The 15434-nt window shown below is 44.5% G+C and carries 10 protein-coding genes; 9 read left to right on the top strand and 1 reads right to left on the bottom strand.

All coding sequences use genetic code 11. The features are described from left to right. Nucleotides 1-108: 108 nt before the first annotated feature. On the bottom strand, nt 109-3015 hold the full coding sequence (gene uvrA, locus ABYU67_RS00145) for an excinuclease ABC subunit UvrA (RefSeq protein WP_372842921.1): 2907 nt from the start codon (nt 3013-3015) through the stop codon (nt 109-111). A 578-nt stretch (nt 3016-3593) separates the two neighbouring features. Here uvrA and ABYU67_RS00150 point away from each other — a divergent pair. The 9 genes from ABYU67_RS00150 (at nt 3594) to ABYU67_RS00190 (ending at nt 15365) form a co-directional block, all read left to right on the top strand. Beyond that, complete coding sequence (locus ABYU67_RS00150; RefSeq protein WP_372842922.1) at nt 3594-4958, top strand: MFS transporter; 1365 nt, start codon at nt 3594-3596, stop codon at nt 4956-4958. Nucleotides 4959-5066: 108 nt separating this feature from the next. Next, the gene (gene ssb / locus ABYU67_RS00155) at nt 5067-5714 is read left to right on the top strand and encodes a single-stranded DNA-binding protein (RefSeq protein ID WP_372842923.1); all 648 of its coding nucleotides are present in this window, start codon (nt 5067-5069) and stop codon (nt 5712-5714) included. 416 nt (nt 5715-6130) lie between these two features. Next, on the top strand, nt 6131-6454 hold the full coding sequence (locus tag ABYU67_RS00160) for an H-NS family nucleoid-associated regulatory protein (RefSeq protein ID WP_372842924.1): 324 nt from the start codon (nt 6131-6133) through the stop codon (nt 6452-6454). Nucleotides 6455-6808: 354 nt separating this feature from the next. Next, nucleotides 6809-7639 carry a type II secretion system protein N gene (gspN, locus tag ABYU67_RS00165; RefSeq protein ID WP_372842925.1) on the top strand — a complete coding sequence of 277 codons (831 nt, stop codon included), beginning with the start codon at nt 6809-6811 and terminating at the stop codon, nt 7637-7639. Beyond that, nucleotides 7640-8551, top strand: a complete 912-nt coding sequence (locus ABYU67_RS00170) for a type II secretion system protein N (protein ID WP_372842926.1) — start codon at nt 7640-7642, stop codon at nt 8549-8551. Between the two features lie 200 nt (nt 8552-8751). Further along, complete coding sequence (gene gspD, locus ABYU67_RS00175; RefSeq protein WP_372842927.1) at nt 8752-11010, top strand: type II secretion system secretin GspD; 2259 nt, start codon at nt 8752-8754, stop codon at nt 11008-11010. Between the two features lie 541 nt (nt 11011-11551). After that, nucleotides 11552-12562 (top strand): TatD family hydrolase, encoded by a 1011-nt coding sequence (locus ABYU67_RS00180; RefSeq protein ID WP_372842928.1) that lies wholly within the window; start codon nt 11552-11554, stop codon nt 12560-12562. A 146-nt stretch (nt 12563-12708) separates the two neighbouring features. Next, nucleotides 12709-13545: a ThiF family adenylyltransferase gene (locus ABYU67_RS00185; RefSeq protein ID WP_372843113.1), complete on the top strand. Its 837-nt coding sequence runs from the start codon at nt 12709-12711 to the stop codon at nt 13543-13545. Nucleotides 13546-13565: 20 nt separating this feature from the next. Beyond that, nucleotides 13566-15365: an ATP-binding protein gene (locus ABYU67_RS00190; protein ID WP_372842929.1), complete on the top strand. Its 1800-nt coding sequence runs from the start codon at nt 13566-13568 to the stop codon at nt 15363-15365. The last annotated feature ends 69 nt before the right edge of the window (nt 15366-15434 follow it).

Below are 15434 nucleotides of genomic sequence, written 5' to 3' on the forward strand. Positions count from 1 at the left end.
AATTGATATATAGAAGACTTAGTAGTTCAGTGAATTATAGTCTATTAACTAACAAAAAAGGCCACTCCCTAAAGAGTAGCCTTTCCATTAATTATTACCTAGGTTCTATTAACTTACTTCTTTCATACCTTGCTTAAGCATCGGCTTCAAGAATTCACCCGTATATGAACCTTTGACTTCTGCCACTTCCTCGGGCGTACCTTCCGCGATGATCATCCCACCACCTTTACCACCTTCAGGACCTAAATCAATTACCCAATCCGCCGTTTTGATGACGTCAAGATTGTGTTCAATAACCACGATAGTATTACCTTTATCGCGTAGGGCATGCAAGATATGCAGCAGCTTATCAATATCATGGAAGTGCAAGCCAGTGGTTGGCTCATCCAAGATATAGAGCGTCTGTCCGGTATCACGCTTGGCAAGCTCACGTGCTAGCTTGACGCGCTGCGCCTCACCGCCAGATAACGTCGGTGCAGACTGTCCAAGACGAATGTAGCTTAGACCAACATCCATCAAGGCTTGCAGGCGACGATAAATCGCTGGAATGGCTGAGAAGAACTCCGTCGCATCTTCAACGGTCATATCTAGGACGTCGGCGATGGTTTTACCTTTATAGTGAATCTCCAAAGTCTCGCGGTTATAGCGCTTGCCTTCACAGCTATCACACGGCACATACATATCCGGTAAGAAATGCATCTCAACTTTGATGAGACCATCACCTTGACACATCTCACAGCGTCCGCCTTTGACGTTAAAGCTAAAGCGACCAGCTTTATAGCCACGAGCGCGCGCTTCTTGCGTTTGCGCAAACATCTCACGTACAGGCGTAAACACACCAGTATAAGTCGCTGGGTTTGAGCGCGGCGTACGACCAATCGGGCTTTGATCGATATCAACCATTTTATCCAAATGCTCAAGACCGCTAATGCTGTCATGCTTATCGGCAATAAGCGTTGAGGCATTGTTCAACTGCGTAGCGGCGAGTGGCATTAAGGTACGGTTAATCAGCGTCGATTTACCAGAACCCGAAACACCCGTGATACAAGTCATGATACCGATTGGCAACGTCAAATCAACGTCATGTAAGTTATTACCGGATGCGCCTTTTAGCTCGATGGTCATCGGGACTTGTTTGGGCTTGGCTTTACCTTTAACTTCCATATCGATCGTTTTGGCTTTATGACGAATGGCTGGAATCTCAATTTTTTTCTTACCAGACATATAGTGTCCAGTCAGAGATTCCTTATTGGCCATGATGTCATCGACCGTACCCTGAGCGATGATATGACCGCCATGGACACCCGCGCCGACACCGATATCGATAACGTGATCCGCTTGACGAATCGCATCTTCATCATGCTCGACGACCAGTACCGTATTGCCCAAATCACGTAAGCGCGTTAGAGTTTTTAGCAAGCGATCGTTATCGCGCTGATGTAGACCAATAGATGGCTCATCGAGGACATACATCACACCCATCAGACCAGCACCGATTTGGCTAGCCAAACGAATACGCTGCGCTTCACCGCCCGATAGCGTCTCAGCAGAGCGGGCAAGCGACAGATAATCAAGCCCGACACTGACGAGGAAGTTTAGGCGCTCATTAATCTCTTTAAAGATCTTTTCTGCCACCTCACCTTTATGACCGCCAATTTTAATGGTTTTATAATATTCAGCAGCATCACCGATGGATAGCTTCACGATTTGAGCAATGGTTTGATCGTCAACACGGACGTTACGTGATATTTCATTGAGTCGCGCGCCATCACAGACGTTACAAGTGGTATCGGCTAAGTATTTCGCCAGCTCATCACGGACCAGATTGCTTTGGGTTTTGGCATAACGGCGCTCTAAATAAGGCAGCACACCTTCAAATGGTACGGTTTTGTTGGTTTTACGACCGCGCTCATCGGTAAAGTTAAATGTCAGCTTCTCTTTACCTGAGCCCTGCATGATGATATCTTGCTGCGCCTTTGGCAGCGCTTGCCACGGTGCGTCCATATCGATTTTAAAATGATTGCATACAGTTGACAGCAGACCGAAGTAATACGCATGACGCTTATCCCAACCATTAATCGCCCCTTGATTGAGCGATTTTTCATGATGGGTAATCAGCTTTTCGGCAGAGAAATACTGACGTTTACCCAGACCATCACAGCTTGGGCACGCGCCATACGGGTTATTAAAACTGAACATGCGCGGCTCAAGCTCAGGTACGGCACGATCACAGATAGGGCAGGAGTGCTTAGCTGACATCACTTGATTAGCATCGCCGCCTTCTTTTGGATTGCCGTCCATAAAGTGTAGCGTGACCAACCCTTGACCTAAGCGCAATGCGGTTTCCAAGCTTTCAGCGACGCGATTGCCCAAGTCATCACGGACTTTAAAGCGGTCAACGACCACTTCGATGGTATGCTTTTTCTTTTTATCGAGTGTTGGTAGCTCATCAGTATCGTAGACGTCGCCGTCGACGCGCACGCGCACAAAGCCTTGACCAATTAACTGCTCAAGCAACACCGTATGCTCGCCTTTACGCTCGCGAATCACTGGTGCAAGTATCATTATTTTGGTATCAGCAGGCAACGCCATCACTTGATCGACCATCTCAGTCACCGACTGCGCGACCATTGGCTCGCCATGCTCAGGGCAAAAGGGCGTACCGATACGCGCATAAAGCAGGCGCAGATAGTCATAAATCTCGGTAATCGTACCGACTGTTGAGCGCGGATTATGATTGGTTGATTTTTGCTCGATGGCAATCGCCGGCGATAAGCCCTCGATACTATCGACTTCTGGTTTTTCCATTTGAGACAAAAACTGACGCGCATAAGCCGACAAACTCTCGACATAACGACGTTGCCCTTCAGCATATAAGGTATCAAATGCTAATGAAGATTTACCAGAGCCTGATAAACCAGTAATGACCACAAACTTATCTCGTGGAATGTCTAAATCGATATTTTTTAGATTGTGCGTACGTGCGCCGCGGACCTTAATATACTCATGTGCCATCGGTGATAGGTTTCCTATTTGCTAAAGGGTATTTTTAAAAAATTCAAAAGGGTCAATTAATATGAGTTCAGTGAGTGATCAAAAACGTGGATGATGTTAAAACTGCTATTTAGATTACTATGGCTTTATAAAAGTGCCCAGTTTTCATTATGTCGTTTTCATAAAGCGATAGTAATGGTTGTCTCTTTTATGCAATACCTTTAACACTTGAAATGGATAAAGGTAATCTAAATAAAGGGTAACTAATATGAGTGGTGTGTTATAGATTTGGCAGAACAATAATGTTTTAGCACAAAATTGGTTATAAAGTTTGTTCAAGCAATAGCGTGTTCAACGTCTTACTTTATTGTCATGGTAGCTGCATTATTCAAGGTGCAATGAGCCATTAGATGCACTTAGTAACAAAATTATCGCGTAAAATGAATGGCTTAAGTCGGCGTCTATAACACTGCTGAAGCAGAAGGGCAAAAGTCTCGGCAAGCAAACGGCGAATGTCTTATACTAGGGGGCTTAATTTGCAGGCTAAAGCCTTGATAGCGTCGTAATAATACCAGCAATGATGAACCAGTGAGGCAAGTATGAATAGCGTAGAAAAACGGGCAATCCTCGGGGTCGGTGGTATTTTTGCCTTGCGGATGATTGGCTTGTTTATGATTGTGCCAGTATTTTCTGTATATGGTGATAATTATACGCATGCGACGCCGTTTTTGATTGGTTTGGCGGTCGGTATTTATGGGCTAGGGCAAGCCATTTTTCAAATTCCGATGAGCCTTGCTGCTGATAAGTTTCCGCGTAAGCCGATTATCTTTTTGGGTCTGATATTATTTGCCATCGGCGGTATCATCGCCGCCAACGCCACAGATATTTACGAGGTTATTATTGGTCGAGCGCTGGCGGGCAGTGGCGCAGTTTCGGCGGTATTGATGGCGCTATTAGCAGACGTTACGCGTGAAGAGATGCGTACCAAAGCAATGGCGACGATGGGTTTGACCATTGCCACCTCCATTATGCTCGCATTTGCTTTTGGTCCGTTATTGGTCGGCTCGCTTGGTATTTCGGGATTGTTTTGGTTGACGGCAGGCTTTGCGGTTTTGGCGATGTTACTGCTATTGTTCGTGCCGACACCATTACGAGTACTTCAGCACAATCTTGACAATAAATCGATCGGTCAGCAGTTGGCAACAGTACTAAAAATTGGTGATTTAAACCGTTTGCATATCGGTATTTTTGCTCTGCATCTGACCATGACCGCCATCTTTGTTATATTGCCGCATCAGCTTAATGACGTACTAGGATTGTCAGTACGTCAGCAAGGGCTAGTTTATTTGCCTTTACTGTTTATCGGCTTTGCCGTGGCGATACCCTTTATTATTATCGCCGAAAAGAAGCGTAAAATGCGTCAAGTATTTTTGGGCGCTATTGCCTTGATGAGCGCTGCTTTAGCCTTATTGGCACTCGGTGGTCAGATGGGGGTGGGTATCATATTGGGCTTATTGCTGTACTTTATGGGCTTTAACTTGCTTGAAGCAACGATACCATCTTGGATATCTAAGCGTGCGCCAGTGGCCAATAAAGCGACGGCGATGGGGCTTAATTCATCTAGTCAGTTTTTTGGCGCCTTTGTCGGCGGGGCGATGGGCGGTTTATTATTAAGTCAGCCTAATTTTTTGGCGTGGGGTATATTGGCCGCCATTATGGTCGCGGCGCTACTGCTGATTATCCCGATTGCGCAGCCGCCTTATTTATCGAGTACCACCGTAACCATTCCTAAAGACATCAATATTCAGGATTGGTCGCGGCAAATGCTGGCAGTAGATGGCGTCGATGAGCTGGTGGTTATGGCAAAAGAGCAGGTCGCTTATTTAAAGCTGGACAAAACCCAGCTGACTGATTCCTCGCGACAAGAGCTGTCGCATTTGGCGCAAAGCCCTCTAGATATTTAACAGAAAAATGGTTAAAGTAAAAGTATATTGCTGCTAATATCGAATCGTTATAGTAAAGACTCGATTAAAGCAGATAATAAAATTATTCATAAGTAAAAGGACGATATCATGCGCGGTGTTAATAAAGTTATCATCATCGGTAACCTCGGTGCAGACCCTGAGGCACGTCAATTCAATAACGGCGGTAGCGTGACCAATATTTCGGTTGCGACGTCAGAGCAGTGGACAGACAAGCAAAGCGGTGAAAAAAGAGAAGCGACGGAATGGCATCGTATCTCCTTGTTTAATCGCTTGGGTGAAATCGCGGCGCAGTATCTTCGTAAAGGCAGTAAGGTCTATATCGAAGGTAGCCTTCGTACCCGTAAATATCAAGATCCCAACGGACAAGATCGTTATATTACTGAAATTCGCGCTGAGCAAATGCAAATGCTAGACGGTGCGACGGGCGGTAGTGGTGACGGTGGCGGTTTTGGTGGCAACAATCAAGGCGGTCAAAGTAACCAAGGCGGCTACGGTAATCAGGGCGGCGGGTTTAGTAACCAAGGTGGCCAGAACAGCTATGGTCAGCAAGGCGGCAGTCAAGCAGCTCAAGGTGGCTATAACCAAGGCGGCGGTACGTCACAGGGTGGTCACCAAAACAGCTTTAACAATCAAAATGCCCCTGCTCAGCAAAATCAGTTTAATAAGCCTACTCCAGCACAATCACAACCTACAGCTATGCCAGATGGTCCTGTAGATGATGACATTCCTTTTTAAATCATACGTAAATTAATACAGTAGAGAAATAAAATTAGAGTCTTGCTAACGCAAGGCTTTTTTGTATGTATGGATAATAACAGCATAAAAATTTCGTCATTATAGGGCGTATTTATAAAAGTATTAATCAGTCAAACGATCTATTTAACAGTATTCATTGTTAATGAATGAGCCAGTATTTATTGATTTTATGAGAAAATACCGATAAGTCATTGTTATTGTCAGTATTTTTGTTTATATTAGCACTGCTTATGATTTTAAGCATTAACACAGTTTTTATTATTAAACAATCAAATGTTTATCAATATTTAAAAGATTTATTCGTCAAAAATTACTGTATTTGGTAATTCTTGATAAATATCTACTTGGTATAAATAGTATTTATTTATATCCTTAATTTTAATATGGGAAAGGCTATGAACAAAAGTAACGTTATTGATTTAGATAGTTTAAACGTTGATGAGCTACGTGCCATTACTGAAAATGCACAGCAGCTTATTGCACAAAAACAACACCAGCGCTTGTATGATGCGTACACGCAGTTTGAAAAAATTGCTGAAGAGAGTAATGCCAGTATTGAAGAGATTTTACAAGCGGGCGAGAAACTAGAAAAGAAACGTAGTATTAAATACCGTAATACTGCTAACGACGAAGAAACATGGACTGGTCGCGGACGTAAACCAACTTGGTTGGTAGAGGCATTAGCGGCCGGTCAACGTCTTGAAGATTTTGCTATTTGATTTTTAATAAGCAGTTTCTGTTTTATCTAGCTATGAACACTCTGCCTATAGTAAATTCAGTAGTAAAACGATACAGCGAGACTGGGATAAGTTTTACGCAGACTCGTCGGCATAGACGTAGCACGCCAGAGAAATTTATATTAGCTCCGCGTAGCAATATAATGTATCGGTTTTATTTAGAATTGACGAGATAAAGGGTTGATGAATGATTCAATCGACCCTTTATGGGCAAATAAAAGCCAGTATCTTTGTGCCATTATTTTGGTAAAAAGATACTGGCTTTTTTGCTGTCATCTGTATGCTATTGTTTGCTATGATAATGACGTTTTTAGCTGATATAAGAGTTATGCCATCGTGCCCCAAGTATCTGCCTCGTCTCATAAGCGTCCCCGTAAGCTGTGGTGGTTGATTGGGCTGGTTTTATTTGCGTTATTTGCTATTTTGCAGATGCCCGCAGCATGGCTACTAGAAAAATATGCACCAGAGACGCCTTATGTGCAGCATGTGTCTGGTAACGTATGGCAAGGCGCTGCGATTTGGCAGATACCGCTATCAGAGGCGCCATTAATCGGTGCAGCTGAGTGGTCGTGGCAGCCGTGGCATTTATTATTGGGTAAGGTTGGGGCAGAGATTGATATTTTGTCAGAGCAAACCCGCCTCAATGGGCAGGTAAAAATAGGCGCAAATACTTGGGAAGTAAAAGACATGAGTGGTAAGATTGCGCCTGAGACTCTGGCTCGTGTCGTCGATTGGCAATTGCCAAATACGCCGATTCAGGTCAATAACATCTCGCTTAAGCGACAATCTGGTGCAAACGATGTCGATTCAAATAATAACGCTAGTAAAAATAATGCCGGCTTTCGTCAAGCGTCAGGTCAGCTGACATGGGTTGGCGGCGAGCTTGGCTATCCTAGTGGCGGCAAAATATTTTATCTCACCATACCAGCGCTGCGTGCTGAGCTGAGCAGCGAACAAAAAAATAATAACAATCTGCTGCATATTCATCTGGTCAATAATCAAGACAAGCGTTTAGGTGACTTGTATCTTGATGGCGATAATATGTTGGATGTCAGCTTGACCCAGCGTCTGCTTGAGAGTATGCCTGAATATAAAGGAAAAGCGCCGCAAGATACCCCTGTGGTTAGCGTGCGTCAACCGCTGCTAAACGGGCTAGGTGCACGCTGAATGATGACGCTCCCAACAAGTTTGAAACCTGTGCTCAATATCTGTAACCGCTTTGCCGTTTGGCTGCTATTATTGGCAATTACTTGGTTATGTTGGACAGCAGCCCGACTTTTATGGCTCCTGCTTGCGCCGCCATTAGCGCCAGCATTGCCACTGGTGCCTTTACAGGATAATGCCTTATCTGCTCCAGATTATAGCAGTCTATTTGCAATTTTTGCCGATCCTGATCCTATCGCTGCAGTAGTGCAGCCGCCGCCCAATATTGTGCTAAAGGGGGTATTGCTCGCGATCCCAGAGAGCTTGTCGTCAGCACTTTTAGAGGTTAACGGTGAGGTCAAGAATTACCGCATTGGTGACACCTTAAAAGACAGCGATTATACCTTGGTTGCGGTTGCTTGGAACGAGATTGTTATCGCCGATACTATGGACAAAGAAACAGTGATTCGGATGCCAGAAGCCATGCCACTTGATCAAAGTGCAATGATGGCAAACGGGGTGAGTAACCAGCGCTTGCAAGATAGCAGTATGTTGCCTAATGCGCCTGTTGCCCCTGTGCCTGATCTGGGCAATACGGACAATCAAGCAGCTGCCGCAGCGCCTAGCGATAGCGCGCCTACATCAGCAATTGATGAGGCAGTAACTGAATTGCAGGAAAACCCTGCTAGTTATCTGAGTAGAATGGGTGTGATGGCAGGCGGCGATAGCTATCAAGTCACAGCAGCGATGCCTGCTAATATACGCAATCGCTTGGGACTAGAATCAGGTGATCGAGTACTAAAAGTCAACGGCCAAAGCGTTGGTAGCAATCCTGCTCAGGATGCTCGCGTATTACAACAAGTGAAGCAGTCAGGGGAAGCGCAGATAGAAGTACAGCGCGGCGATCAAGTCATAACCATTCGTCAGCAGTTTTAGCGTATTCAATGTAGTGACGCTTTTCCTTAAAGTAAAGGTTTGTTGGCTGATAGGGTGGTCAATATCACTTAGTAGCACTTAAAATTATGAATTATTAAAAGCATTAAAGCATCATGACTTATCAAATCCAGTAACCATTATATTCAATAGTTATTGAATTCGGTATATACCAAGCGTCATCACTGTAGGTAATCATCAATATGGTCAGTTCTTATCATTTTTCAGTCACCCCTTTGTACCATATCTTGCAGCGTTTGATGCGGTTATGCCGTCCTCTTTGCTTAGCCATACCATTATGGGCAGCTAGCACTGGGCTGGTAAATGCAGAAAGCTGGAAGGTCAATTTACAAGATGCCGATATCAAAGCTTTTATCAATGAAGTGGCGACGATTACCAATCAAAACTTTGTCCTTGATCCGCGTATCAATGGTAATGTGACTGTGATCTCAAACAAGCCGTTGTCGCGTGATGAGATTTATCAGCTGTTTTTGAGTGTGATGCAAGTCAATGGTATCGCTGCTATCGATTCAGGAACAACGATTAAACTGGTGCCAGATAACGTCGCCAAACAAACTGGTGTCGCTGTAGATTTACGTGGTGAGAGCGTCGGTGAAACCTTGGCAACGCGGGTGATTTATCTGACCAATACCCAAGCAGCAGAAGTACTGGGTGTTATTCGTCCGCTTATGCCGCCGTCTGCCCATGCCGCTGCTGTGCCTGGAGTCAATGCTCTGGTACTGTCTGATCGTGCTGATAGCCTAAACCAGTTGACAGCGCTTATCCGTGATTTAGACAGCAATGTCAATGACAGCTTACAAGTGATACCACTACGTCATGTCGATGCTGAGCGTATGATGGAGTTGATCAGCGCGCTGGTCGCGAGTGCTGGTGGCGGGCAAGCAGCTGGTAATAATCAGCTCAAGGTTATCGCCGATACGGCAAGTGACAGATTGCTGGTTAAAGGCAGTCCTGAGATGATTGCCAAAGTTAAAGAGATGGTCAATCAGCTGGACACAACGCCATCAAGGCGCTTGAGTGGTCTGCGTGTCTTCCGCCTAAAATATGCCAGTGCCGGACATATTGCTGAGATGCTGCGCGGTCTCCTTGCCAGTCAATCTATTAATAGTTCCGGCGCTTCGTCAACATTAGAGTCAGCGTCATTGAGCGATACTGCTGCTGCAGGATCGCCGATAACCAGTGCTGCTAATAACAAGGCAGGTAGCAATAGTATCGGAAGTAGTGCTACTGCTACTATGCCTTTACCGAATAACAGTTCAGCAGGTACCAGTATCGGTGCGGGTGGTCGACCTTTTAGTATTATCGCTGATGAAACTCAAAACGCCGTCATAGTAAATGCTGCGCCTGAGCTGATGTTTGAGATTGAAGATGCTGTTAATCAGTTAGACAGTCGCCGCTCACAAGTCTTGATTCAAGCTGCCATTGTTGAGGTATCAGGCGATGATGCAACGCAGCTTGGGGTTCAGTGGGCGCTCGGTAATGCCAATAGTGGTTATGGCGTGGTGAACTTTAATAACGTGGGGGCAAGTGCTGTGTCGCTTGCTACCGCTGCCTTAGCCGGTGGCACAGGGATAAGCGCGGCAGCAGGCTCTATTGCTGGTGCTTTACTGGGCATTGGCAGTAGTAGTAAAGACAGCAAGGGTAATGCACAATTTTATGGCGCTATTTTGCAGGCGCTTGATTCCTCTACCAGTGCCAATCTACTGTCCATGCCGTCTATTTTGACCTTGGACAATGAAAAAGCCAGTATCTTAGTAGGTCAGAACGTACCCTTTGTGACAGGCTCTTACACCACAGGTAGTGACTCCTCGACCAATCCCTTTCAAACCATTGATCGCAAAGATATTGGTATCAATCTAAACGTCATCCCGCACATAGGGGCGAACGGCACTGTACGTTTAGAGGTATCGCAGGAGGTTTCCTCGGTCGTACCGGGCAGTACAGCAAATGCCAGCGGTCTTATCACCAATAAAAGCCTGATCAATACCACTATTTTGGCAGATGATCAGCAGACTATTGCCTTAGGTGGCTTGATGCGCGATAACTCAACCACGCGCCAACAAAAAGTACCGGGTTTGGGTAATGTGCCCCTTTTCGGTCGACTGTTCCGCTCGGACAATGACAACAGCCAAAAAAGTAACTTAATCATATTTTTGCAGCCGACGATCCTTCGTGATGGGGGTGCAGTAGCAAGCGTGACCGAACGTAAATACAATCAGATGCGCGTCCTTCAGTTGGTCATTGATAAAAACGGCACCATCAAACAGCTGCCATTAAGTGGTACTGAAGGTTGGAACGGGGATATCAGTGCCGATTATGAACTCATGCCACTCAATCCTTTGATCCCCAAACGTGATCAAACGCCAAAAACAACTTCCAAGGGCTTTACCCGTGTCGATAGCCCAAGTACAGGTATCACAACCTATCCCTTAAATCGTTAAGCACTTATGAGCGCTTGTCCATAAGTTTGCTAGGTTGTTCGCACCTAGCAAGCTTTGCCTTTATATGTCTTTGAAAGTTTTACTATAATCAAAAGTACGGTGTATTACATACACCGTACTTTAGTTTGCGTATTCATATAATAGATATACCTTCATCTTGGCTATACGCGTATAATAAAAACAGATAACATGGGTATAGAACGCTGCTGTTGACAATAAAGTGCCTCTGTTAAAATAGATAGGGATTTTCTACGGAGCGATCTTTATCACGCATCGACTTACTGCTGTTCCTCAATTTAAAAGGGTAACGACAATGGCAAGTACGAATAAGAAAAAGTGGCTGGCATTAGGCGCAATAGGTGCTGCACTTATGCTGATACCAAGACGCAGTAGCCAAAAGGCGGATAAAAGATTGCCTAAAAATGACGACCCGATAATAAAGTCTAAAAGTATAGATAAATAGATAGTAACGTGAATATTTAGGACATGGTAAATAAAAAAGCTGACTTAGCATAGTAATGATGAATTCTGGGGTTTTTTGATGACGTTGATTGAAGCATCAGCTATCAATAATACAGCAAGCGCAGATATTTTTCCTTTGATTGACACACATACGCATTTTGATGCGCCGGTGTTTGATGAGGATAGAATTGAGCAGGCGCAACTTGCCTATGATAAAGGTGTGCGCCATTTGGTTTTGGTTGGCTATTTGCAGCGGCATTTTGCGCGGCTTTATGAGACTCAGCAGCAGATAAGTCATGCTGAGCAGTTGAGTAACGTAACTCACTTACATCAAGAAAAATGCTTTCCGAAAGTCCATATTGCGTTAGGCTTACATCCTTTTTATATTGAGCAGCACACAGATGCCCATTTGCAAGAGATGGCGCAAATGTTGAATAGCAATCGCCCTTTGGCAATAGGTGAGATTGGTTTAGATACGTTTACTGATGCCATGAAGCAGCCTGAGATGTTTGCCAAACAGCAGCGGTTTTTTGGTGCGCAGTTAGATATGGCAGTGGCACATCATCTACCTGTGATGCTACATATTCGTAAAGCACATGCCGAAGCGTTGGCTTTACTAAAAGCGCATCGTTATGATGCCCATCAATTGGGCGGTATCGCCCATAGTTTTAGTGGCGGCGTACAAGAAGCCAAAGCCTTTGCAAAATTAGGCTTTAAGCTTGGCGTGACGGGACAGATAACCAATCCCAATGCAAAAAAACTGCGCCTTGCCATTCAAGCTGCGGTTGAGAGTTATGGTATTGACTGCTTGGTGATCGAGACAGATTGTCCCGATATGATGCCCATCCTATGTCAGACGGTAGATCATAGCCTAAAGCCTGCGTCACCTAATAACGCGTCTGCGCTTGGGCAAGATAAAGAGAACGAATGGGGTGCTACGTCCATGCATAGTAGGAATGTTCCTGCAAATTTGCTGTATGTATTGCATAGCTTGAGTGAATTATTAAAGGTTCCTGCATCTATTCTTGCTGAGCAGTTGTGGCTCAATAGTTGCAATGCTTTACAAACTAAGTGGTCTGATACGCTTTGATGGGTTTAATAAATACTGCTTAATAAATGCCGATTAAAATATAGATGGTTTAACAATAAAATTCTCAAAAGAGTTTCCACACCGTTATGAATGAAGACACACAAACGCAGTCAGATATTATCCAGCCAGAGCATATTAAAGAGCAGATGTTGTTATCTAAAACATTAGAGACATCTGCTCGGGATGAAGATGATGGGCAGTATGAGCGCCGTTTTAAAGGGACTCAGACACTGTATGGTAATGCTGCCGTCGATACATTTTCTGCTGCTCATGTTTATGTCATAGGTGTCGGCGGTGTCGGTTCTTGGGCGGCAGAGGCTTTGGCGCGTACGGCGGTTGGGACGATTACCTTGATTGATTTAGATATATTGGTCGCATCTAATGTCAATCGGCAGCTGCCGGCTTTAGACAGCAGCTTTGGGCAAAGTAAAATTGAGGCGATGGCAGCACGTATCCGTGAGATAAACCCAAAAGCCACGCTGCATTTGGTTGATGACTTCTTGACCACTGAAAACGTCGCAACATTGCTACCCAGCCGCGCACAAGCAAAAAAGGCAGCACAAACCGCGCCGATTGTGATTTTAGATTGTGTTGATGACATGGATGCCAAGCTTGCGATTGCTTTGCATTGCCGCTTTAATAAACTAAAATTGGTTTGCGCTGGCGGGGCAGGTGGTAAAATAGACCCCAGTCAGATCAGGGTGGGCGATTTGCGCGACACCTATCAAGATCCGTTATTGGCCAAATTACGTAACAAACTGCGCCATGAAAAAGGTATCAATAGTACTCTAAAAGAGAAGTTTGGTATCAAGTGTGTTTATTCGACAGAACCGCCGCGCGTAGACAAGAGCTGTCAAACAGGTGGTTTGCACTGTGGGGGTTATGGCTCGGCGGTCGTCGTCACCTCAGTGGTTGCCATGCTTATGGTGAGTGAGGCATTACAATTATTGCTTAAGCAGGCGGCTATTAAACCAAGCCTCTGATATGAATTATGGAGTTCATCTTGTCTATACCCAATTTACCAGACTTCGATTACCCTATCGCAGAAGATGATGCTGAGCGTATCGAGAGGCTTAAAAAATATCAGGTATTTAATACCAATCACGAGTCCTCTTTTACACGTTTGACTGAGCTTGCCAAACTGTTTTTTAATGTGCCTATGGTTGCCATTACTTTTATAGATGAGGACACTCAGTATCTAAAATCTGGTATTGGTCTTGATGGGATATCTACCACGACACGTAATGTGGCCATTTGTAATTATACTATATTGTCCGATAGCATTTTAGTGATAGCCGATTTGACGAGCGATGTGCGCTTTAATACGTATCCATTTGTCATTCAATGGCCTAAGATACGTTTTTATGCCGGTGCACCCATCATCATGTATGAAGATGGCAAAAAGTATCGTTTTGGCTCTTTATGCTTGATGGATACAGAGCCTCATCACGATTTTAATGAGGAAAAAGCCGATATACTAGCCCAGTTTGCGACGATGGCAGCCGATGCCCTACAGCTGCAAGAGCAGCAGCGCAATGCCAAACATGCTAACGAGATGAAGTCCTCGTTTTTGGCCAATATGAGTCACGAGATACGCACACCGATGAATGGTATTATCGGTATGGTTGAGATGCTCAGTGATACCATGCTGAGCGTTGAGCAAAGAGAGTATATCGAGAATATAAAAGTATCCAATGAGCATCTGCTTGCGATTATCAATGGTATTTTGGATTTATCAAAAGTCGAAGCCGGTAAAATGACCATTGATTCTATTCCGATGAATCTATCTAGTCTTTGTAATGAGGTTGTCAGCTTATTTGCCATCAAAGCTCGCCAACGCGGCTTGGTGTTAGATTATCATTATACCGAGTCACTATCGCCTTATGTCAAAGGGGATCCGGTACGTCTTAAGCAGGTCATGGTAAATCTGGTCAATAATGCGATCAAATTTACCCGTGAGGGCGGGCGGGTGACGATTGATGTGAAACATATGCAAGACAATCCTTGCCTAGATAATAAAGAGTGCGAGCATATTAAAGAAAAGGATGGTAGTGGTTTGGATTTTGCCTCTGATGCTAAAAATAACATAGCAGATCATCGAAAAATGACGTTATGTATTGAGGTGACAGACACGGGCGTCGGTATTAAGGCTGAATCACTAGAGGCAATATTTGACGCCTATGATCAAGCAAATAAATATACCCACAGGCTATATGGTGGCACTGGGCTTGGATTGTCTGTCTGTAAGTCGTTAGTTGAGCTAATGGGTGGCTATATCGAAGTAGATAGCATAGTCGGCGTTGGCACGACCTTTAGAGTATTATTGCCGCTACCAAGTATTGCAGCAGAAGATTATGAGATATGGCAAACGGACAATGACTTTACCATAGCGTTGCCAAGCGATGAGCTGGTCGGTCATATCTTGTTGGTTGAGGATGACAGTGTAAACGCGATGATTGCCAAAAAAGCCCTTAATAATGGTGGTCATACAGTAACTCATGTCAATGATGGGCAGCAAGCTATCGAGATATTTGCGCTATATCCTGAGCGTTATGATGTGATTTTGATGGATCATCATATGCCGATTATGGATGGGGTGCAGGCAACCATCAAGCTTCACGAGCTCTATGATCCCCAAGACTTGCCGCCTATTATTGCCTTGACTGCTAATGCTATGGATGGCGAGCGTAAAAAATATCTGGATGTGGGTATGCAGGATTATTGTACCAAGCCTTTTAAACAAGAGCAGCTAAACGCGTTGGTTCAATATTGGTTGATGCATAAGCAGTCGTTAGAACAATAACTGGCAGTGTAACTCGACCCTTTATTATTCATAAGTTATTAAATTTCAGCTATAAAAAAGCTTAACCGC

The sequence above is a fragment of the Psychrobacter sp. genome, assembly GCF_041554015.1.
GTDB lineage: Bacteria > Pseudomonadota > Gammaproteobacteria > Pseudomonadales > Moraxellaceae > Psychrobacter.

Bases quoted from the DNA above. Each gene is read 5' to 3' on its own strand.
- uvrA (WP_372842921.1), bottom strand. From the start codon at position 3,015: ATGGCACATGAGTATATTAAGGTCCGCGGCGCACGTACGCACAATCTA.
- ABYU67_RS00180 (WP_372842928.1), top strand. From the start codon at position 11,552: ATGACGTTGATTGAAGCATCAGCTATCAATAATACAGCAAGCGCAGAT.
- ABYU67_RS00170 (WP_372842926.1), top strand. From the start codon at position 7,640: ATGATGACGCTCCCAACAAGTTTGAAACCTGTGCTCAATATCTGTAAC.
- ABYU67_RS00160 (WP_372842924.1), top strand. From the start codon at position 6,131: ATGAACAAAAGTAACGTTATTGATTTAGATAGTTTAAACGTTGATGAG.
- ABYU67_RS00150 (WP_372842922.1), top strand. From the start codon at position 3,594: ATGAATAGCGTAGAAAAACGGGCAATCCTCGGGGTCGGTGGTATTTTT.
- gspD (WP_372842927.1), top strand. From the start codon at position 8,752: ATGGTCAGTTCTTATCATTTTTCAGTCACCCCTTTGTACCATATCTTG.
- ABYU67_RS00185 (WP_372843113.1), top strand. From the start codon at position 12,709: ATGTTGTTATCTAAAACATTAGAGACATCTGCTCGGGATGAAGATGAT.
- ssb (WP_372842923.1), top strand. From the start codon at position 5,067: ATGCGCGGTGTTAATAAAGTTATCATCATCGGTAACCTCGGTGCAGAC.